Raw genomic sequence first — 19,304 nt, forward strand, 5'->3', positions numbered from 1 at the left:
GGATCAAACTCTCAAGTTTGATGTTCGAATCTGCAAAGGTGGAATATCCCTCGCAAACCCGCTCATTTTAAGGAGCCTGGCCTACACAAGAAGCAACCTTCGAAAAGGCTGCTTCCACGTTATGGAAACGTGTAAGACATGCAGGTCAGGCTTGGCTTTTTATCCTGAGTTGCTTGCACCCTAAAGCTGCAAGACCCAGGGCCGCCGCCCACATGTCCCTTCATCGACAATCACAATGTCAAAGAGCTCACCGACAAGAAATGGCGGACAGTTGTCGTTCCCCGCTATTTCTATCGGGGGACATCTGTCCGTATCTGTTGGCGACCGGGTGGTTCGTGGCGTCTGGCGCCGCGCCCCGTCCGGTGAACAGGCCTCTAGGCCCCTGCCTGAGTCGGGTCAACAGCTTTTTGCAATTTTGTTTCAACTTTTCGCGAAACCCGCAAAAATCCGTGGATCTTCCTTCCTTCTTCTCGGGTCTGGCCCACGCGCCCGCACGCCGCGCCGGCACGAGAATCGCGCCGACGGGATTCGAAACGCACCGAAATGCGCCGCGAATCCGCGTTCGCCCGCGATTCCCTTCAATCATTGCTTAGCGGATCCATGCTAGGGAACCGGCGATGAATAGTTCTCCCGCCCAGCCTGCCCCGCGGATCGCGGTGATCGTTCCCGCTTACGGCGTCGCGCAGTTCCTGCCCGCGGCGCTCGATTCGCTTCAGGCGCAAAGCCTTGGCGACTGGGAAGCGATCGTCATCGACGACGGCGCGCCCGACGACGTCGCCGGCGCGGTGCAGCCGTATCTGGCCGATCCGCGAATCCGGTTCCTGCAAACGTCGAACGGCGGCGTTTCGTCCGCGCGCAATCGCGCGATCGCGGAGGCCCGCGCGCCGCTGATCGCACTGCTCGACGGCGACGACCTGTTCCGCCCCGACTATCTAGCGGCAATGGTCGCCGCGATGGACGCCGATCCCTACGCCTGCATCGCGACGTGCAACGCCCGTGTCTTCGGCGCGGTCGCCATCGAAAGCGAGGTCGTGCAGGCCGGGCAGAATCGCACCGCGACGGGAACACTGGCCGACCTGCTCTGTGGGCGCCTCAACATCTATATCGGTTCGACCTTCCGCCGCGCCGACTTCGAAGCGATCGGCGGGTTCGATCCTGCAATGACCCATGCCGAGGACCTCGACCTGTGGGTCCGGCTGTTCCTGCACGGCGGACATGTGCGGTATGTCGATGCGGTTCTTGGCGACTATCGAGTACGCGGCGTGTCGGCATCGCGCCATCTGCTCAAGATGATTCGCGGCAATATGTGCGTTTACGACAAGATCATCGCAGCGCGACCGGGAAGCCGCGAAGCCGAACTCGCCCTGACGCTCCGCACGCGCGAGGAAGATCGCGTCGCGGTCGAGGAAGCCGTCGCGGCGGTCATCGCCGGGGACACCGATGTGGCCCTCAGGGCGCTGCGAACCCATCGCCGCCAGATGCGCAACCCGGGCTGGTCGCTCGCCTTCGCGCTGTGGCAGATCTTTCCGCGACTCGCGCCACCGATGCTCGCCTGGCGCCAGAGCCGCCACGCGACGACGGTGGCGCCTTCGCCCGAATTCCGCGCCGGTTGAACGCAGACATGTCGGTCCGCAAAGCCATAGCGTGGGCGAGCGCCAGCAAGCTGCTGAGCTTCAGCATCGCCTTCGCCGGCAGCATCATCGTCGCGCGCTATTTCCTGACGCCGGCCGAAGTCGGCCTGTTCTCGATCGCCTTTGCCGCGACCGCGCTGATCGCGGTACTTCAGGAGTTCGGCCTCAACCGCTATATCGTCGGCGAGGCCGAGTTGGGGAAGGAGAAGCTCCACACTGCCTTTTCGGTATCGCTCGCGGTCGCCTGGGGCGTCGCGCTCGTGATCCTTGCCGCCGCAAAGCCACTGTCGTGGCTCTATGGCGACCCAAAGCTCTTTCCGCTGATGCTGGTCATCGGTTCATCCTATCTGTTCGTCCCACTGGCGATCGTGCCGACCGCGCTTCGCCAGCGCGCGATGGATTTCCGCTCGGACTTCATGATCGAGGTCGCCGCATCGGTCACCAATGCGGTGGTGACGATCAGCTTAGCGGCGGCGGGTCAGGGTCCCATGGCGCTCGCTTGGGGCGCCCTGGCGCAGCAGATCGCGCGCGCCCTTGTCAGCCAGTGGCGGAACGGGTGGATCTTTCCCTGGCCGCTGCGATTCACCGGCGCGTCGCATGTCCTGCGTTTCGGCGGCGGCTCCACACTGCTCCAGATTTTCGATTCGGTGGGTACGCGCTCGCCCGATCTGATCGTCGGCGGGATCGCCGGCAACACGGCCGTCGGCCTCTATTCGCGGGCAAGCGGGCTCGCCGTACAGCTCGTCAACCTGATGACCGGCGCGGTGAACAGCGTCTTCTACCCCGCCCTCGCGCAGATGCGCAACGAAGGCAAATCGCTTGGCGAACCCTATCTGCGACTCGTCGGCGGCTACACAGGAATCGTCTGGCCGGCGCTCGCCGGCCTCGCGGCGGCGTCCTATCCGCTGGTTCATGCATTATATGGTCCGCGCTGGACCGACGTCGCGCCGATCCTCAGCCTGCTCGCGATCGCCGAGATGATCTTCGTCGCGCTGCCGATGAGCGTGCAGGTCCCGATCCTGCTCGGCCGACTCGACGGCGTGCTGAAACGCACCGGCACCGCTACCGCCGTCGCGGTCGTCCTGCTGCTGGTCGGCGCCCGACATGGGGGGCAGGCGGCCGCGGCCGCCTATGTCGTTTACGCCGCTTTCTGGTTCTGCCTCTATGCCGTCTTCCTGCGGAGCCTGACCGGCTTCGCCTGGCGCGGGCTTCTGGCCGACTATGGTCGCAGCCTGATCGGCGCCGCGGCGGCGGTCGCGCCGCTACTCGCCTGGTATCGCTGGATCACGCCGCCGACGGCGATGGGCTTCGCCGAATTGCTGGTGCCGGTGTCGGCCGGCGTCCTCCTCTGGCTCGCCGCCCTGTTCGCTACCAGCAACCACCTCACGGACGACATACGCCGGCTCGTCGTCACCACCCTCGACCGGATCGGCCTGCGCCGGCCCGCCTCGAAGCAACCCCTGCCATGACCACGGAGCCATCGCCCGCCATGCGTTTCACCGTCCTTATCGTGACCTATAATCGCGCCGACCTGATCGAACGGTCGCTCGACAGCATCGCGCGGCAGACGCTGCCGCCCGCCGAGATCATCGTCGTCGACGACGCCTCGACCGACAACACCGCCGAAGTCGTGGCCCGCTGGGCCGGGCGAAATGCGATCCCGGTCAACTATATCGTGGCCGAACGGAATGGCGGCGAAGGCGTCGTCCGCAACATCGGGATGAAGGCGGCAAAGACGCCGCTGATCGCCTTCCTCGATTCGGATGACGAATTCCGCCCCGACGCAATGGAACGGCTGATCGCACCACTCCTCGCCTATTCGTCCCTTGCCGTCAGCTTCGGCGACGCCTTCGTGCTGCCCGAACCGGGTCCGGGCTTGCCGCCCCGTCTTGTCGAAAGCCGCCTTGCCGCCGACGAGACCAGCCCGATGCCAGACGCGCCCGCTGGGTCGGGCTGGCGCCGGCTCGACGATCCGCAATCGACGCTGCTGCTGATCAGCATGATCCCGACCTGTTCGGCGATGTTCCGCCGCGATGCGGCCGAGGCGGCCGGCTGGTTCCCCGAATATCGCCGCGCGGGCGACTGGCTCTTCTGGCTCAAGCTGACCGGCCAGGGCGGGTTTGCCTGCCAGTTCTTCGATGCCGCCAACGTCTATCGCCAGGGCGACAATCTGACGAGCGCGGGAACCGATGCGCTGTGGGCGCAGCAGATGCTGCACGTCTACCTCGGCCTCCGGGACGGTTCGATCCCGCTCGACCTGACGAGCGCGAACCGGGCGCGGCTCGAGACCGCGATCGTCGAGAAGACAGGTCACTATCGCTATTGGTATTCGCGCAAGGGGTGGCCCGCCTACTGGCGGGCGCTGGGCGAAGCGGAGGCGCGCGCAACCGGCAACCGGCTGACGCATCTGCTGCGCGACCCCAAAAGCGCTGCCCGCGCGCTCTATTCCAGTATCCGGTCCTGAACGGTCAGGACGCGATATAGTCGCGCATCGCCGCGGCTTCGGCCTCGATATTGTCGATGCGATGTTTGACGAGGTCGCCGATCGAAACGAAACCGACCAGCCGCCCGTCATCGACGACCGGCAGGTGGCGGATACGCTTCTGCGTCATCTGCGATAGTGCCGCGATCACCGCCATGTGCGGATCGCACGTCACCGGCGACTTGGTCATCACATCGCCAAGGGCGCGGTCGAGCGCCTCCGGGCCATAGGACGACATCAGTCGCACCAGATCGCGTTCGGAAAAAATGCCGACGATGGCGTCACCCTCGACCACCGGAACCGCGCCGATGCGGTGCTGCGCGAGCAGGTCGATCACCGCGCGGACCGTGTCGCCGGGCCGCGCCGAAATCACCGCGCCCGTGCGCCCGTGAAGAATCGCTCCGATCGTCATAGTCGTGCCGCTCCCATCTCTATGTCCGTTGCGGGCAAAGCCTATCATGATTCGCGGCCAAGCCCAAAGCGGCGCCTTTGCGGCTTGGCCTGCCGGCCGTCTTGGTTCATGGAGGCGCGCATGGTCAAACCCTCGCCCCTCGACAATCGCGACACCTCGAACATCGCCTGGACGCGCTACCGCCGACTGATGAAGGGCATGACCTTCGTCTCGTTCGCGGCCGTCCTGCTGGCGCTTGGCTGGCTGCGCTATACGCTGGGCGACCAGTTCAGCATCCACATGGTCATCGCCACCACCGCAGGAGTCGGCCTGTCGGTGATGCTGGGCGCCGCGCTGATGGGTCTGGTCTTCCTGTCGAGCGGCAGCGGCCACGACGAAGCGGTCGAGGACCCGTTCGAAAACGACCCGGACATGAACCATGACCGATAAGACCGCCGCCGATTCGGACTGTCCGCGCGATCCCATCCTGCGCGTCGTCCCCCGCCCCGCCGACATCAACGCCAACGGCCATATCTTCGGCGGCTGGGTGCTGAGCCAGATGGACATCGCGGGCGGCATCGTCGCCGGGCGCGTTGCCCAGGGCGCGGTCGCGACCGTCGCGATCGAGACGATGGAATTCATCGCGCCGATCCTGCTGCGCGACATCATCTCCCTCTATGCGCATGTCGAGCGGCGTGGACGTACGTCGCTGGCGATCCGGATCGAGGTCATAGCGACGCGCGACGGCGGCCGAACCGAAGAGCGGGTGACCGAAGGCGTGTTCACCTTCGTCGCGCTCGACGAGAATCACCGCCCGCGCGCGCTTCCGACCATCTGACCGGCGCTATTTGACGCGAAAGACCTGGACGATCCGGTCGTTCGCAGGAATGCGGACGCGCCAGACCCACGCATTGCCGCGCCGCTCCCACCCCTCGGGCTCGGGATCGAGCCGCAGCGGCACCAGCATCTCGACCTCCGCATCAAACGGCCGCGCGTTGGTCAGCGTGACCTGCCACAGGCGCTTGTCCTTATTCTCCGGATCGATCTGGACGACGGTCTGCGCCTGCACCGCCGGACTGGCACCGATATCGTAATCGACCCGCTCGTCCTTCGCCTTGTCCCCGATTTTCGCTTCACCGACGAGCAGGCGGCGACCGCCGACCGTCTCGAACACCGTCGCCATGCCAGCCGGAAGCGCGAAGCCGAGCCCGTCCGATTCGCGATTCTGCACGCGCAGCCGCGTCACCAGCGGCACCGGACTATCACTATAATTCTGATAGACCGTCCCGGCGTAAAGCTGTTCGACCGCCACCTTGTCGCTCGCCAGCAGCGCGACCTGTTTCTGCCCCTTGGCCGACACATCGACGCGGAACGGCACTCGATAGAATTTGAGGTCGCCGAGATCCTCGGGCGGCGGCGGGGGCGGCGGAGCGGGCGGCGGAGGCGGCGCCATCGCCATCGCGGGCGGCGGCGCGCCCCGGCCCCTCCGATTCGCGGTTACGACCACCTCCATGGCGTCGGACTCGTTATACGCCTGCTCGACCTCGATGATCGGCGGCAGGCTCCACAATGGATGCGTGCTGGTGATGTCCATCGGCCAGCACTTCAGGATCAGCGGCCCCGGCGTGCTGCGCGGCAACGGGGGGCTGTACATCTTGTTCAGCCGGCCGGCGATCACGTTCATCTGCGCGTTCGGGAAACTCGTCACCCCGCCGTTGGCGACGGTGATCCAGCCGGTCAGCCCCAGCGACTTTCCATCGGCTGCGCGATCCGCGACATAGTTCGCAGCCCAGTCGAATCCCTCGGCCAGATAGAGTAGCTGGACAGTGACGGTGCGCGCGGTCCTGCTTTCGACGAGCACCGACAGCGTCGGCTTCGCCGACAGATCCTTCGGCACGCGGGCATAGAGCATCCGTTCGGGCAGCCCTGCGCAACCGAGCGCTTCATATCCGTTCGCGGTCTGGAGGATGACACCGCCACCAGGACCGGCCTGGATCAACGCATCCTGTTCGACGACCTTGCCGGTCGCGCGATCCGTCCGACGCAGCGTCACGCTGCGTTTCAGATAGGCGTCGACAAGCCCGGCGGGTGAAAGCAGTCGGGCGTCGCGATTCTTTTCGATCACCCCGTCGGGAAGCCCGCTCACCACCGCGGTCTCGGGCAACAGGCCCTCCGCCACCCCCTCAAAGCGCAGCACCGACACGCCGGCCGGCAGCGTCACCTTGCGCGTCTCGGTGATGAAGGCGAACCCCTGCGGCCAGTTCGGGTCGATGCCCCCGCCGCCGCGATTCGGGGCGCGGTAGACGGTGACCGCGACGTCGGCAATCTGCGACGACACCGTGACCGGCGGCTCGGCTTGCGCATGGGCGATCGCCGGCGTCAGCAACGCCGCCACCCACATCAGCAGGAGCCGGGCCCACGCCACGCCCTCTACCTCAGTATCGGGTGTCGAATGTTGCGGTCAGTTCGACCTTGCCGTTGGCGGGAACCGGCACCTGCCATTCGACGCGGTCGGCGGACACCCGCTCGCTCTTCAGGCTTTCGTCCGAAATCCGCACGTCGCCATACAGGCCGTCCTGCGCGACCAGCACCGTCGCCGCCTGCGGCCGCGCGTTGGTGACGACATATTTCATCTTCGTCACCCAGCGCGAGTCGCTCTTGCGCGTGCGCGAGACGACGGTGGTCTGGACCTTGACGTCGAAGGCATCGCCGGTCCGCAGCGACATGTTCGAACCCATCGGCGTATGATCGATCCGGTTTTCGCCGATGAACTGCGGATCGCCGCGCGCATCACGCATATAAACGCGGATCGTACCGGCGGGGAGTTGATCGCCCAGCCCGCCCTGCCGCGAGGTCGAGAATCGCAGCACGCTCGCCGTGCTGACCGGATCGGTGCTGCTGCCCAGCCAGCGGTTGACGAATTCATAGGTCGAACGCGCGGGGGCGCCCTTCACATCGAGAAAGCTGACCTGCTTTTGCTGCGCGTTGGCGATCGTCGTGCGTTCCGCCAGCGGATAGAGATAATAGTCGCCCAACCGTTCGCGATCGTTGCTCTCGGTCCCCGCCGAATCCATCGTCCCGGCGAGCTGGCGAAACCCGCCGCCGCCGCCCGGATTGCCCGCGACCAGCAGCGTGCGCGCATTGGTGAAGGTCGTGCCCGTGCTGTTGGTGAGCGTCACCCAGCCCTGAATGTCCATCGCGCCCTTCGCGGCGTCGAACAGCGCGACATAATCGGCCGTCCACCCCAGATTGGGTGTCAGATAGGACAGGCGGGCCGGAATGGTTCCCGCGTCGGCCGCATCGACCGTCACCGACAAGGTCGGCCGCGCGCGCAGATTGGGGGGCAGCCGGTCGAATACCGCGCGCACCGGCAGGCCGTCGTCACGCAGCACCTCGATCCGCTCGCCGACCTGCAGCACGATACCGCCGTTCGCCGCGAGCACCTTGGCGCGCTCGCTGCGTTCGGCGCCGGTCGCCGGATTGGTACGGATCAGCGTGATCTGCTGTCCGACCGCCTTGTCCATCAACTTGTCGGGAGTCAGCAGGTCGAAATCGAAATTCTGCTCGACGATACCGATGCCGGGCCCCGACAGCGTCACCGTCTCGGGCCGGATGCGCGCCGACACGTCGGGGAATTCGATGCGGTTGCGGCCGCGCGTGACGGCAAGCTGGCGGTCGTCCTGAACCAGCGACTGGCCGTTGTTATAGATGGTGACGGCAACGTCGCCCTGCGCATTGCCCAGAACCGCGTCCTGCGCCTGCACGGGTGCGATGGTCGCACTCCCGGCCAGCACGGCCATCATGACCAAAGCGCGCATACCCATCCTCCCCGCAGACGTCCGGCAGGGAGGCTAGGTTATGTCGATTCCAAAGGCTAGCCGAAAATCGGCTGCTTATTCCGCAGCTTCGACACCGCTACCACGTGGCGCGAGCGTGCGGCGCGTACGGCGAGCCTTGGGAGCGGGGGCCTCTTCGGCGTCGCTTTCGGCGTCCTCGACCCGTTCGGGCCGGCCGATCGCGGGCGGCAACACGGCGCTGTCGATTCCGGCGTCGCCATTGTCGTCGGCTTCGACCGGACGCGCGGCGCGGCGCGGACCACGGCGACTGGTACGCGGTGCGGGCGCGGCCTCTTCGGCGACCACCGCCTGTTCGTCGCCTTCGTCGGCGACGGGTTCGGCCACGGATCCACGATCCTGGCGATTTCCGCGGCCCTGCTGCGGACGATTGCCGCGATCCTCGTCGCGGTCGCGACCGCTACGCTCGCCACGCTCGCGATTTTCGCGATTGCCTTCGCGGTTGCTCTCACGGCCGCCGTTGTCGCGGTTGCCGTCCCGATCGTCGTTGCGTTCGGCTTCGAGTTCGTTTTCGAAGCCACTGTCGTCATGGCCGTCGAAATCCTCGACGCCGCGGATTTCGCGGCTGCGGTCGTGGCTGCGTTCCTGTCCGTTCGCGGCGGCCTTTTCTTCCTGACGGATGCGAAAATCGCTCACGACGCGGAAATAATGGTCGGCGAACTGGAGATAATATTCGGTCTGGACCCGATCGCCCGCAAGCTGCGCATCGCGTGCGAGGTTGCGATATTTCTCGATCATCTGGGCCGCATTGCCGCGCGCGCGGCTGTCGATGCGATTGGCCTGATCGACACCGCCGCGTCCGCCGGACTGCGAGCGGTTATTATTGTTGTTGCTGTTATTGTTGCGGCCGCGACGGCGACCGCTCTGCCGGTTGTTCATGTTCAACTGAGACATCCTGTCGAAAAGCTAATAAGCTACGCCAACCCCTTTTGGCCGATCGCGCGATTCCGCGCGTCGCGCCCGCGCCCTTTGCGCGGTTGTTGCCCTTTACCGCTTGCGCCGGACCCCTCGGCCCCGCACCAGCATCGTAATTGGGAAGCAGGCCGGCCGAACCCTCTAAAGGTGTCCCGATCGGGCCTGTGAGCCGCCCCTACAGCGCTTTGCGGCGGAAACCAAGCAATTTCTTGCAGGCGCCGATCAGGCGCGGGTCAGCAAAAGCGCCCTGTCGCGCCCGCCCAGATCCCGGCGGCAAACGACCGAAAACCCGGCCGCTTCGGCCAGCGTGCGCACAGGTTCATGCTGGGTATGGCCAATTTCAAGAATAGCTATGCCGCCCGGCGCCAGCAGCCGGGGCAAATCGGGCAGGATCCGGCGATAATCGTCGAGCCCGTCCGCGCCGGCAAACAACGCCCCCGCCGGCTCGTGCCGGGCGACATCGGGCATGAGTTCCTCGCTGTCAGCGATATAAGGCGGGTTGCAGAGGATGAGGTCGAACTGGCCGTCGAGCCCCGCAGCCCAGTCGCCGACCCGAAAGCGCGCGCGCTCTTCCATACCAAGATCGCTGGCGTTCATTTCGGCCCAGCCGACGGCCTTTTCGGATTCGTCGATACCAAGGCCATGGGCTTCAGGCCATTCAGCCAGCACCGCGAGCAACAGGGTTCCGGGACCGACCCCGAGGTCGAGCACGCGCTCGGGTCCACTATCGCGAAAATGATCGACCGCCGCCTCGATCAGCGTCTCGCTGTCGGGACGAGGGATCAGCATACCGGAGCCGACCGCCAGCCGGATCGTCCAGAAATCGCGGTAGCCGACGATATAGGCAACCGGTTCATGTGCCATGCGCCGCTCGATCAGCGCGGCAAAACCGGTCGGCACCGCAAACCGCGACGGGTCGAGCAGCAACACCTGTCGTTCGACTCCCAGCGCATGCGCCATCAGCAGTTCGGCATCGAGCCGCGGCGTGTCGGACACGCCCTCCAGCCGCGCCGCCGCCTCGCGCAGCGCGGTACGGACCTCAGTCACCCAGCCCCGCCAGCCGCTGCGCCTGATCCTCGGCGATCAGCGCATCGATCAGTTCGTCCATCTGCCCTTCCAATATCTCGGGCAGGCGGTGCAGGGTCAGGTTGATCCGGTGATCGGTCACCCGCCCTTGCGGAAAATTATAGGTGCGGATGCGTTCGGAACGATCGCCCGAACCCACCATCGATTTGCGCGCCGACGCCTCGGCGCTGTGAATCTTCTCGCGCTCCAGATCATACAGCCGCGCGCGCAGGACCTGCATCGCCTTGGCGCGGTTCTTGTGCTGGCTGCGCTGGTCCTGCTGGATCACGACGAGGCCGGTCGGGATATGCGTGATGCGGATCGCGCTGTCGGTCGTGTTGACATGCTGGCCGCCCGCGCCCGACGCGCGATAGATGTCGATCTTGAGGTCATTGTCGTTGATCGCGACATCGACCTCTTCGGCCTCGGGCAGCACCGCGACGGTCGCGGCGCTGGTGTGGATGCGGCCCTGGCTTTCGGTGGCGGGGACGCGCTGCACGCGGTGAACGCCGCTTTCGAACTTCAGCTTGGCGAACACCCCCTGCCCGCTGACCGACGCGACGACTTCCTTGTAACCGCCAACCTCGGCCTCATTGGCGGAGATGACCTCGACCTTCCAGCCCTGGCCGTCGGCATAGCGGCTGTACATACGCAGCAGGTCGCCCGCGAACAGCGCCGCCTCGTCGCCGCCCGTCCCGGCGCGGATTTCGAGCATTGCCGCGCGCGCGTCAGCGACGTCCTTGGGCAGCAGCTTGATCGCAAGGTCGTGCTCGGCGTCGGGCAGCGCCGCCTCGACCGCGACGATTTCCTCGGCCGCCATCGCCTTCATCTCCGGATCGGCCAGCATCTCGGTCAACGAGGCGACCTCCCCGCGCAGCCGCACGACCTCGCGCGCCGCCGCGGCGACAGGTTCCAGCTCGGCAAACTCCTTCGACGCCGCAACAAAGTCGGCAGGCGCCATATCGCCCGTCGCCATGCGCGCCTGCAACGCGGCATGGCGTTCGATGATCGCGTCGATCTGCTTTTCGGAAACGCTGGTCATCAGAGCGCGCGGACGACTGCCTCGGCCGCCTTCGAACGGTCGCCTTCGCCACGAACATTGATGTGCGGTTCCCCGTCGCGGATGCCGACGGAGATCAGCGCATGTGCGGGAATCTTCGCTGCCTTGTCAAAGCGTTTGCGCGGCGATCCGCTCGCGACGATTTCGGTTGCGAAGCCGCCGTTGCGAAGCGCGGCGAGCGCCCTTGTCGCGAGGGCCAGCTGGCTGTCGTCCTCAACCGCGATCACCGCATCGAGCCGGTTGTCGATGACATCGTCGGCCAGCAGCATTGCCAGCCGCTCGATCCCCGCCGCCCAGCCGACCGCCGCAGTCGGCGGTCCACCCAGCGCTTCGATCAGCCCGTCATAGCGCCCGCCGCCCAGCACCGTGCCCTGTGCACCCAGCCGGTCGGTGACGAATTCGAACGCGGTGTGGCGATAATAGTCGAGCCCGCGCACCAGCCGCGCATTGCGCTCCCACGCGACCCCGGCCGCATCGAGCCCGGCAGTCACCGCGCCAAAGAAATCCTGCGCTTCGCCGGTCAGAAAGGCGTCGATGTCGGGCGCGCTGTCGGCGATCGGTCGATCGCGCGGATCCTTGCTGTCGAGGATGCGCAGCGGGTTCTTGTCGAGCCGCGCGAGACTGTCTTCGCTAAGATTACCGCGATGCGCTTCGAAATGCTCGACGAGCGCGGCGCGCCATGCATCGCGGCTTTCGGCATCGCCAAGCGTGTTGAGCGTCAGCGTCACGCCCTCCGCGATCCCCAGTTCCTTCAAAAGCTGGTCGGCGAAGACGAGCAGTTCGGCATCGGCGAGCGGACTGTCGCTGCCCAGAACCTCGGCATCGAGCTGGTGGAACTGGCGATAGCGCCCCTTCTGCGGGCGCTCATAGCGAAACAACGGCCCGTGCGTCGCGACCTTCAGCGGCGCGAACTGCTGCCATCCGTTGGTGATATAGGCTCGCGCGATTCCGGCGGTGAATTCAGGGCGCAACGTGATCGATTCGCCGCCGCGATCGTCGAACGAGTACATTTCCTTCGCGACGACGTCGGTCGTTTCGCCCAGCGACCGAGCGAACACCGCAGTCGGTTCGATCACCGGCACCTCGACGCGCTTGAACCCGTAAAGACGGCGCACCCGTTCGAACGTGTCGACGACATGCGCGAAACGGTCGGCGAAATCGCCCAGCATGTCCTGGGTGCCGCGCACGGCCTGCGGCGTCGCTATTCTGGCGGATTTGTCCTTGCTCATGGCGGCGGCGTCTAATGCTTTTTCGCCGAAAGGCAAAGCGGGCTTGCGCCGGCCTTCGCCTCGTCTAGGGTCGAGGCATGGCCCGCACGCTCGGCAACCGGATCGCGCCGCCGCGCTTTATCGCCTATACGGTGGGGCTGGGGGTCGTCGCCCTGTACGCCGCCAGCCGCGACGGCGCGGCGCTTCCCGATTTCCTGATCGGTTTCGACATCGTGACGGCGCTGTTCCTGCTGTCGACAATTCCGCTGTTCCGCATTCACGACCCCCGCATCATCGCGCGGCATGCGGCCGACAATGACGCCAATCGCGTCGCGCTGCTCGTCCTGTCCTTCGCGATCAGTGCGGTGGTCCTTGGCGCGCTGACGCTGCTCGTCACGGGCGCCGGTTCCTATTCGAAGCCGCTGGTCATCGTCACGCTCGCGCTGGCCTGGCTGTTCGCCAATCTCGTCTACGCGATCCATTATGCGCATCTCTATTACCGCCCCGACGCGGCCGAGGGCGGCCATGCCGGCGGGTTGTCGATCCCCAGCACCAAAGCCCCGGATTATTTCGACTTTCTTCATTTCGCGCTGATTCTCGGCATGACGTTCCAGACCGCGGACATCGACATCACCGGCCGGGCCATCCGGCGCGCATCGACCTGGCATTGCCTGGAAGCCTTCATTTTCAACATCGGCATCCTGGCCTTCTCGATCAACATGATGGCGGGGCCCTGACGCCGCGCTTTGTCGAACCGCGATGCCCGCTGGCAGACCCTTCTCTGGACCTCGCGCCGGTTTGGCGGCAGAGAAACATCATGAAAAATACCCTGTTCGTCGCAACCGCCCTGACCGCCATCGTCACCCCGCTCCATGCGCAGGAGGGGAACAGCCGCCCGCAACCGGTGATCCAGGCGCACAGCATCCCGCTGCCCGCCGACAAGCCCTATCCGGGCACGATGCTGCTGAAGGTCGATGCGACCGACTATGCCCGCGGTATCTTCCGCGTCCGCCAGACGATCCCGGTCGCGAAGGCGGGCAAGCTCACGCTCCTCTATCCGCAATGGCTACCCGGCAAACATGCGCCGCGCGGCGCCATCGCCGAAATGGCGGGTTTCCGGCCCAGTGCGGGTGGCAAGCCGCTGACGTGGACGCGCCAGCCGACCGACGTCTATGCGTTCGACATCGACGTGCCGGCGGGCACGAAAAGCATCGACGTCGCGTTCGATTTCCTGTCGCCGACGCGCACGACCGAGGGCCGCATCGTCGCGACCCCGGCGATGATGAATCTGCAGTGGGAACAGGTCAGCCTTTATCCCGCCGGCTATTTCACGCGCGGTATCCCGGTACAGCTCGACGTGACGCTGCCCGATGGCTGGACCGGGGCCGCGGCGCTCGACGGCCTGAAAATTTCGGGCAACCGCTACAGCTATGCGCCGACCAGTTATGAAACGCTGGTCGACAGCCCGATGTTCGCCGGAAAATATTTCCGCAAATGGGACCTTGGCCAGGATGTCACGCTGAACGTCGTCGCCGACGAAGCGAAATATCTGGCGGCGAAGCCCGATCATATCGCCCGCCACGCAGCGATGGTGGCCGAGACGCTGGCCCTGTTCGGGACGAAGCATTTCGACCGCTATGAATTTCTTCTCGCGCTCAGCGACGAATTGGGCGGCATCGGTCTGGAACATCACCGGTCGAGCGAAAACAGCCGCAACCCCGATTATTTCACCGCGTGGGACGACAATGACTCGGAACGCGGCCTGCTCCCGCACGAATTCACCCATAGCTGGAACGGCAAGTATCGCAGGCCCGACAAGCTGTGGACCCCCGATTTCCGCACCCCGATGCAAGGCAATCTGTTGTGGGTCTATGAAGGGCAGACCAGTTTCTGGGACCTCGTCCTCGCGGGGCGTTCGGGAATGCAGTCGAAGGAAACGATCCTGGGCGAATGGGCCAGCCTCGCGGGGCTCTACAGCGTGCAGGCGGGCCGCGAATGGCGGTCGGTCGAGGACACGACCCTCGACCCGGTGATGGCGGCGCGCAAACCCCGCCCCTTCCCCACCGCGACGCGCACCGAGGATTATTACAACGAGGGATCGTTGATGTGGCTCGACGCCGACATGATCATCCGCACCGCGACGAACAATGCGAAGAGCCTCGACGATTTCGCAAGGATCTTTTTCGGCGGCAAGGGCGGCGACTGGGGCGAGGCGACCTATGATTTCGACGATGTCGTCGCGGCGCTGAACGCCGTCCACCCTTATGACTGGGCGAAATTCCTGCACGAGCGGATGCAGCTTCCCGGCCAGCCGGCCCCGACGGCGGGGATCGAAAAGGCGGGTTACCGCCTCGTCTGGCGCGATACACCCAACGTCTATGACCGCGACCGCATGCGCAGCGCCAAAAATTATGACCTTGTCCATTCGCTAGGACTGGTGATCGACAAGGATGGCGTCGCGGGCAGCATCCTGTGGGACGGCCCGGCTTTCCGGGCGGATATCGTGAACGGCACAAAGATCGTGGCGGTCGATGGCGTAAGTTATAGCAAGGACCGGCTGGAAGCCGCGATCAGGACGGCGACCGACGGCAAGACGCCGGTCCGGCTGCTGGTCGAACGCGGCGGGCGCTATCGCAACGTCGATATCGATTATCACGGCGGGCTGCGCTGGCCGCATCTCGAAAAGGTCGGGACCGGCCCCGACGGGTTCGACCGGCTACTTGCCGCGAAGCGGGCCCTTTAGGGTCTCTTGCGCGAACCGGCGGGAAGTATCTCGCCCCTCGACTTTGCAGCGCTTCCGGCGCTAAAGGCGCGCGCAATCCAAAATAACTAAGGACATCTCCCATGCGCATCGACCTGATCCCGGCCGGCGACAATCCGCCTGACAGCCTCAACGTGCTGATCGAAGTGCCGATCGGCGGCGAGCCGGTGAAATATGAGTTCGACAAGGCGTCGGGCGCGCTGTTTGTCGATCGTTTCCTCCACACGCCGATGCGCTATCCCGCCAATTACGGTTTCGTGCCGCACACGCTGGGCGAGGACGGCGACCCGCTCGACGCGCTGGTCGTCGCGCGAACCTCGGTGATCGCCGGCGCGGTGGTGAAATGCCGGCCGATCGGCGTGCTGCTGATGGAAGACGACGCCGGCGGCGATGAAAAGCTGCTGTGCGTACCGGTCAACAAGACCTTTCCTTATTACGACAAGGTCACGACCTATCGCGACATGCCCGAAATCGTGCTGCAGCAGATCGAGCATTTCTTCACCCACTACAAGGATCTCGAACCCGGCAAATGGGCCAAGCTCAACGGCTGGGGCGATGTCGATGACGCAAAGCGCATCATCATCGAAGGGATCGAGCGCGCGAAGCAGGCCGGCCTTTAGGTCCGCCTGCTATTGGCGCTCCGGCGTTTCGACGATCCGCACATCCTGCCGCGGATAGGGGATGCGGATTCCTGCTTCGCCGAACCGATCCCAGATACCCAGGAACACGTCGCCCTGGATATTGCCGAGTCCGGCCTCGGGGTCCGAAATCCAATAGCGCAGCTCGTGTTCGACCGCGCGCTCGCCAAAGGCGGTGATCCAGACGACCGGTTCGGGGTCGCTCAGGATGCGCGGATTCGCCTTCGCGACTTCGACCATCAGCCGCTGCGCTTCGCGAAGGTCGCAATCATAAGCGACCGGCACGCGCATCCGCACGCGCACGTCGCGGCTGGAATAGCTCCAGTTCTCGACCGGCTGGGTCATCAACAGTTCGTTCGGGATCAGGTGCTTCTTGCCATCGCGCGTCACGACATTGACCGCGCGCACACCGATCTTGGCGACGCGACCGACGTTGGGAACACTTCCCGGTCCGTTCGTCCCGCCCATGCTGCTGCCGTCGCCGACGACGATCACGTCGCCCGGCTTGATCGACCGGTCCATGAGCAGGATGATCCCCGCGATCAGGTTGCCCACCGTCTTCTGGAGACCGAAACCGATCGCGAGACCGGCCGCGCCCGAAAAGACAGCCAGCGCGGTGAGGTCGATGCCGAGCAGGTCGATGCCGAGCAGCAGCGCGAGCGAGAACAGCGCGATCGCGATCAGCTTTTCGGTGAGCAGCCGCTGCGCCTCGTCGATCCGGGGGTTACGGCGTAACAGCCATTTGATCGCGCGCATCGCCAGCTTGACCGTGACCCACAGCAGGATCGCGACGACGATCGCCGCAAAGACGCCATAGAGCGACAGCCGGTACGACCCGACGTCGAGCCCGATGTCCTTCATCACCGCAAGGGTGCGCCCCGCGCCTTCGCGAAAGCCGGCTTCCGCGCTCACAGCGCCGCGAGTCCCCGTTCGAGGTCGGCGATCAGGTCGGCCGGGTCTTCCAGCCCGATCGACAGGCGGACCAGCGGGTCGGGGTCGGTCCATGCGACCGCCGTGCGGATCGCCGCCGGATCGCTCGGCACGACCAGGCTTTCATAACCGCCCCAGCTGAACCCGATGCCGAAATGCGCAAGCGCATCGACGAAGCGGGTGCGGGCCGCCTCGTCAACGCCCTTCAACGTGAAACCGAAGAGCCCGCTCGTCCCCCGAAAGTCGCGCGTCCAGATGGCATGGCCGGGATCATCGGGCCGGGCCGGATGCAGCACCCGCCCCACTTCGGGCCGTCCGGCCAGCCAGTTCGCGACCGCGAGGCCGTTGGCGCCATGGCGGGCCATGCGCACGTCAAGCGTGCGAAGCCCGCGCAGCACCATCGCGCAATCGTCCGGCGAAACCGCATGGCCGAGTTGGTACGTCGCGCTGCGCAGCTTCGGCCACACCGCGCGCGTCGAGGTGAGCGAACCCATCATCACGTCACTATGCCCGCCGGCATATTTGGTCAGGCTCATCATCGTCACATCGACGCCATGCGCGAGCGCGGGGAACAGCAACGGCGTCGCCCAGGTGTTGTCGAGCATCGTCAGCACGCCGCGCGTGCGCGCGATCGCGGTGATCGCCGGAACATCTTGCACCTCGAAGGTCAGGCTACCCGGCGATTCGAGGAAGATCAGTTTCGTTTCGGGGGTGATCAGGTCGGCGATACCGGTACCGATCAGCGGATCATAATAGGTCGTCCGCACCCCCATCCGCGCGAGCATGCCGTTGCAAAAGGCGCGCGTCGGTTCATAGGCGCTGTCCACCATCAACAGGTGATTGCCGGGCGACAGCAGCGCGAGCAGCCCCGCCGAATTGGCCGCGACGCCGGAAGGATAGAGCAAGGTTCCCTCGCCCCCCGGCTCCAGATCGGTCAGCGCATCGGCCAGCGCCCAAACCGTCGGCGTCCCGCGCCGGCCGTAATAGAGTTTGTCGTGCGTCGCATGGCCCCGCGCCTTCAGGTCGGCGATCGAGTCGTAAAGGATCGTCGAGGCGCGCCACACCGGCGGATTGACCACCCCGCCACCAAGCCGGGGGTCGCCGGTCCATTCGGGCCGCCGCCCGCCCTGAACAAGCTTCGTTGCGGGGCGCAGGCTGTCATCGTCACTTTTGCTCATGCCCGCCTTGTTAGCGGAGCGCGACGTAAAATCCAGTAGCCAGCCCTCGCCATCGCGTGAGGCAAAATAGCGCCGCGCGCCGATCGAAAACCAGCAGCGCGGCCTTCGCCCCGAATCAGGCCGCGCCGGTCGCCTTGGGAGTTGCCGTGTCCGAACCCCATTCAAGCCAGCTTCCGTCGTACACCGCGACATCTTCCTTGCCGAGCAGGTGGGCGCCAAAGGCGACGACCGTCGCGGTCATGCCGCTACCGCAGGTGGTAACCAGCGGCTTGTCGAAATCGACGCCCGCCGCGTCGAACGCGGCCTTGAGCTCGTCGCCGCGCTTCCAGGTGCCGTCGGCGTTGAACAGGCCGCCAAACGGCAGGTTGCGCGAGCCCGGGATATGGCCCGGCGCAAGGCCCGGCCGCGCGTCACGCTCTTCGCCCGTGAAACGCTTGGCGTCGCGCGCATCGACGAGCTGTTCGGCGCCGCTGTCGATATTCGCGAGGATCTGGTCCTTGGTGCGCACCGCCTTCGCATCGCGCCACACGGTGAAATGACGGTGGCGCAGCGTCTGCTTGCCCATTTCGAGCGGTCGGCCTTCTGCCTTCCACTTGGCGAGCCCGCCGTCGAGCAGCGCGACATCGTGCGCGCCGAACAGCTTCAGCAGCCACCAGGCGCGCGCCGCGCTCTTCAGCGGACTGTCGTCATAGATCACGATGCGGCTGCCGTCGCCCAGGCCAAGCGATTGCATGCGGCTGGCGAATTTTTCCGCGGGCGGCGCCATGTTGTCGACAGCGTTGTTCGCATCGGCCAATTCGGTCAGGTCCATGAACACCGCGCCCGGAATGTGGCCCGCTTCATATTCGGCCCGCGCATCGCGTCCCGCGTCTGCAGCGAATTTCGTCGCGTCGACGACTCTCAGGTCCGATGCCCCCAGTTCGCGTTCCAGCCAGTCGGTAGTGACCAAGGCGTCCATGTCATGCTCCTGTTGCGACCGGGCGAGGGCTCGTTTGCTGTCCCTGCGCCGGCCAATCCTGCTGTGGTCCGGGATCAGGACCGCTTCACACCTCGAACAGGCCTGAAGCGACCCGACCCCTGCTTTCCTGAGGAAGCGAAGCCTATGCCCCGACGTACCCTTTTTCAAGCGCGGTCGCGGTCTGCCCCAGTCGATGCTGCGCCGCAACAAAAAAGCGGCCATCCCGAGCGATC

General features: G+C 65.6%; 18 protein-coding genes. 8 read left to right on the plus strand and 10 right to left on the minus strand.

The features are described 5' to 3' along the window. The first annotated feature begins 617 nt into the window (after nucleotides 1-617). The 3 genes from JNM03_RS18125 to JNM03_RS18135 are packed head-to-tail and all read left to right on the plus strand — an operon-like array spanning nucleotide 618 to nucleotide 4,095. Nucleotides 618-1,613 carry a glycosyltransferase family A protein gene (locus JNM03_RS18125; protein ID WP_294038820.1) on the plus strand — a complete coding sequence of 332 codons (996 nt, stop codon included), beginning with the start codon at nucleotides 618-620 and terminating at the stop codon, nucleotides 1,611-1,613. Between the two features lie 8 nt (nucleotides 1,614-1,621). After that, nucleotides 1,622-3,100, plus strand: coding sequence for a lipopolysaccharide biosynthesis protein (locus tag JNM03_RS18130; RefSeq protein WP_294038822.1), 1,479 nt, complete (start codon nucleotides 1,622-1,624; stop codon nucleotides 3,098-3,100). Further along, nucleotides 3,097-4,095: a glycosyltransferase family A protein gene (locus JNM03_RS18135; RefSeq protein WP_294038824.1), complete on the plus strand. Its 999-nt coding sequence runs from the start codon at nucleotides 3,097-3,099 to the stop codon at nucleotides 4,093-4,095. Before JNM03_RS18130 ends, JNM03_RS18135 begins: the two co-directional genes overlap by 4 nt. Nucleotides 4,096-4,099: 4 nt before the next feature. On the opposite strand, the gene JNM03_RS18140 is transcribed toward JNM03_RS18135, so the two are convergent. Further along, a complete protein-coding gene (locus tag JNM03_RS18140) occupies nucleotides 4,100-4,525 on the minus strand; it encodes a CBS domain-containing protein (RefSeq protein ID WP_294038825.1) in 426 nt (141 codons plus the stop codon). Nucleotides 4,526-4,645: 120 nt separating this feature from the next. Here JNM03_RS18140 and JNM03_RS18145 point away from each other — a divergent pair, with 120 nt between their 5' ends. Together JNM03_RS18145 and JNM03_RS18150 are read left to right on the plus strand one after the other, a co-directional pair. Continuing rightward, nucleotides 4,646-4,954 (plus strand): hypothetical protein, encoded by a 309-nt coding sequence (locus JNM03_RS18145; RefSeq protein ID WP_294038827.1) that lies wholly within the window; start codon nucleotides 4,646-4,648, stop codon nucleotides 4,952-4,954. Further along, on the plus strand, nucleotides 4,944-5,342 hold the full coding sequence (locus JNM03_RS18150) for an acyl-CoA thioesterase (protein WP_294038829.1): 399 nt from the start codon (nucleotides 4,944-4,946) through the stop codon (nucleotides 5,340-5,342). The genes JNM03_RS18145 and JNM03_RS18150 overlap by 11 nt, the downstream gene beginning before the upstream one ends. 6 nt (nucleotides 5,343-5,348) lie before the next feature. Here JNM03_RS18150 and JNM03_RS18155 read toward each other — a convergent pair whose 3' ends face one another. From JNM03_RS18155 to hisS, 6 genes are all read right to left on the minus strand, one after another. Further along, the gene (locus JNM03_RS18155) at nucleotides 5,349-6,929 is read right to left on the minus strand and encodes a DUF4139 domain-containing protein (protein ID WP_367236038.1); all 1,581 of its coding nucleotides are present in this window, start codon (nucleotides 6,927-6,929) and stop codon (nucleotides 5,349-5,351) included. A gap of 10 nt (nucleotides 6,930-6,939) precedes the next feature. After that, nucleotides 6,940-8,322, minus strand: a complete 1,383-nt coding sequence (locus JNM03_RS18160) for a DUF4139 domain-containing protein (protein ID WP_294038830.1) — start codon at nucleotides 8,320-8,322, stop codon at nucleotides 6,940-6,942. Nucleotides 8,323-8,397: 75 nt separating this feature from the next. Next, nucleotides 8,398-9,237 carry a DUF4167 domain-containing protein gene (locus JNM03_RS18165; RefSeq protein ID WP_294039070.1) on the minus strand — a complete coding sequence of 280 codons (840 nt, stop codon included), beginning with the start codon at nucleotides 9,235-9,237 and terminating at the stop codon, nucleotides 8,398-8,400. A gap of 258 nt (nucleotides 9,238-9,495) precedes the next feature. Then, nucleotides 9,496-10,320: a peptide chain release factor N(5)-glutamine methyltransferase gene (prmC, locus tag JNM03_RS18170; protein WP_294038832.1), complete on the minus strand. Its 825-nt coding sequence runs from the start codon at nucleotides 10,318-10,320 to the stop codon at nucleotides 9,496-9,498. Beyond that, on the minus strand, nucleotides 10,313-11,380 hold the full coding sequence (gene prfA / locus JNM03_RS18175) for a peptide chain release factor 1 (RefSeq protein ID WP_294038834.1): 1,068 nt from the start codon (nucleotides 11,378-11,380) through the stop codon (nucleotides 10,313-10,315). The genes prmC and prfA overlap by 8 nt, the downstream gene beginning before the upstream one ends. Continuing rightward, on the minus strand, nucleotides 11,380-12,627 hold the full coding sequence (hisS, locus tag JNM03_RS18180) for a histidine--tRNA ligase (protein ID WP_294038836.1): 1,248 nt from the start codon (nucleotides 12,625-12,627) through the stop codon (nucleotides 11,380-11,382). The genes prfA and hisS overlap by 1 nt, the downstream gene beginning before the upstream one ends. A 77-nt stretch (nucleotides 12,628-12,704) precedes the next feature. Between hisS and JNM03_RS18185 the strand changes: the two genes are divergently transcribed. The 3 genes from JNM03_RS18185 (at nucleotide 12,705) to ppa (ending at nucleotide 15,987) form a co-directional block, all read left to right on the plus strand. Next, the gene (locus JNM03_RS18185; protein WP_294038837.1) at nucleotides 12,705-13,343 is read left to right on the plus strand and encodes a DUF1345 domain-containing protein; all 639 of its coding nucleotides are present in this window, start codon (nucleotides 12,705-12,707) and stop codon (nucleotides 13,341-13,343) included. Nucleotides 13,344-13,423: 80 nt separating this feature from the next. After that, nucleotides 13,424-15,349 carry a peptidase M61 gene (locus tag JNM03_RS18190; RefSeq protein WP_294038838.1) on the plus strand — a complete coding sequence of 642 codons (1,926 nt, stop codon included), beginning with the start codon at nucleotides 13,424-13,426 and terminating at the stop codon, nucleotides 15,347-15,349. Nucleotides 15,350-15,450: 101 nt separating this feature from the next. Continuing rightward, entirely contained in the window at nucleotides 15,451-15,987 is a 537-nt protein-coding gene (gene ppa, locus JNM03_RS18195; RefSeq protein WP_294038840.1) for an inorganic diphosphatase, read from the plus strand. A gap of 9 nt (nucleotides 15,988-15,996) precedes the next feature. Here ppa and JNM03_RS18200 read toward each other — a convergent pair whose 3' ends face one another. The 3 genes from JNM03_RS18200 to sseA form a co-directional block, all read right to left on the minus strand. Further along, complete coding sequence (locus tag JNM03_RS18200) at nucleotides 15,997-16,917, minus strand: mechanosensitive ion channel domain-containing protein (RefSeq protein WP_294038842.1); 921 nt, start codon at nucleotides 16,915-16,917, stop codon at nucleotides 15,997-15,999. Beyond that, nucleotides 16,914-18,113, minus strand: coding sequence for a cystathionine beta-lyase (gene metC / locus JNM03_RS18205; RefSeq protein ID WP_294038844.1), 1,200 nt, complete (start codon nucleotides 18,111-18,113; stop codon nucleotides 16,914-16,916). Before metC ends, JNM03_RS18200 begins: the two co-directional genes overlap by 4 nt. 115 nt (nucleotides 18,114-18,228) lie before the next feature. Continuing rightward, on the minus strand, nucleotides 18,229-19,071 hold the full coding sequence (gene sseA / locus JNM03_RS18210) for a 3-mercaptopyruvate sulfurtransferase (protein ID WP_294038846.1): 843 nt from the start codon (nucleotides 19,069-19,071) through the stop codon (nucleotides 18,229-18,231). Nucleotides 19,072-19,304 lie beyond the last annotated feature (233 nt).

The organism is Sphingopyxis sp., from assembly GCF_016793825.1.
GTDB lineage: Bacteria > Pseudomonadota > Alphaproteobacteria > Sphingomonadales > Sphingomonadaceae > Sphingopyxis.

Excerpts from the sequence above, each read along its gene's own strand:
- JNM03_RS18165 (WP_294039070.1), bottom strand. The coding sequence starts at position 9,237 with ATGAACAACCGGCAGAGCGGTCGCCGTCGCGGCCGCAACAATAACAGC.
- hisS (WP_294038836.1), bottom strand. The coding sequence starts at position 12,627 with ATGAGCAAGGACAAATCCGCCAGAATAGCGACGCCGCAGGCCGTGCGC.
- JNM03_RS18125 (WP_294038820.1), top strand. The coding sequence starts at position 618 with ATGAATAGTTCTCCCGCCCAGCCTGCCCCGCGGATCGCGGTGATCGTT.
- prfA (WP_294038834.1), bottom strand. The coding sequence starts at position 11,380 with ATGACCAGCGTTTCCGAAAAGCAGATCGACGCGATCATCGAACGCCAT.
- JNM03_RS18190 (WP_294038838.1), top strand. The coding sequence starts at position 13,424 with ATGAAAAATACCCTGTTCGTCGCAACCGCCCTGACCGCCATCGTCACC.
- JNM03_RS18160 (WP_294038830.1), bottom strand. The coding sequence starts at position 8,322 with ATGCGCGCTTTGGTCATGATGGCCGTGCTGGCCGGGAGTGCGACCATC.
- sseA (WP_294038846.1), bottom strand. The coding sequence starts at position 19,071 with ATGGACGCCTTGGTCACTACCGACTGGCTGGAACGCGAACTGGGGGCA.
- JNM03_RS18185 (WP_294038837.1), top strand. The coding sequence starts at position 12,705 with ATGGCCCGCACGCTCGGCAACCGGATCGCGCCGCCGCGCTTTATCGCC.
- JNM03_RS18150 (WP_294038829.1), top strand. The coding sequence starts at position 4,944 with ATGACCGATAAGACCGCCGCCGATTCGGACTGTCCGCGCGATCCCATC.
- JNM03_RS18130 (WP_294038822.1), top strand. The coding sequence starts at position 1,622 with ATGTCGGTCCGCAAAGCCATAGCGTGGGCGAGCGCCAGCAAGCTGCTG.
- JNM03_RS18145 (WP_294038827.1), top strand. The coding sequence starts at position 4,646 with ATGGTCAAACCCTCGCCCCTCGACAATCGCGACACCTCGAACATCGCC.
- JNM03_RS18135 (WP_294038824.1), top strand. The coding sequence starts at position 3,097 with ATGACCACGGAGCCATCGCCCGCCATGCGTTTCACCGTCCTTATCGTG.
- JNM03_RS18140 (WP_294038825.1), bottom strand. The coding sequence starts at position 4,525 with ATGACGATCGGAGCGATTCTTCACGGGCGCACGGGCGCGGTGATTTCG.
- metC (WP_294038844.1), bottom strand. The coding sequence starts at position 18,113 with ATGAGCAAAAGTGACGATGACAGCCTGCGCCCCGCAACGAAGCTTGTT.
- ppa (WP_294038840.1), top strand. The coding sequence starts at position 15,451 with ATGCGCATCGACCTGATCCCGGCCGGCGACAATCCGCCTGACAGCCTC.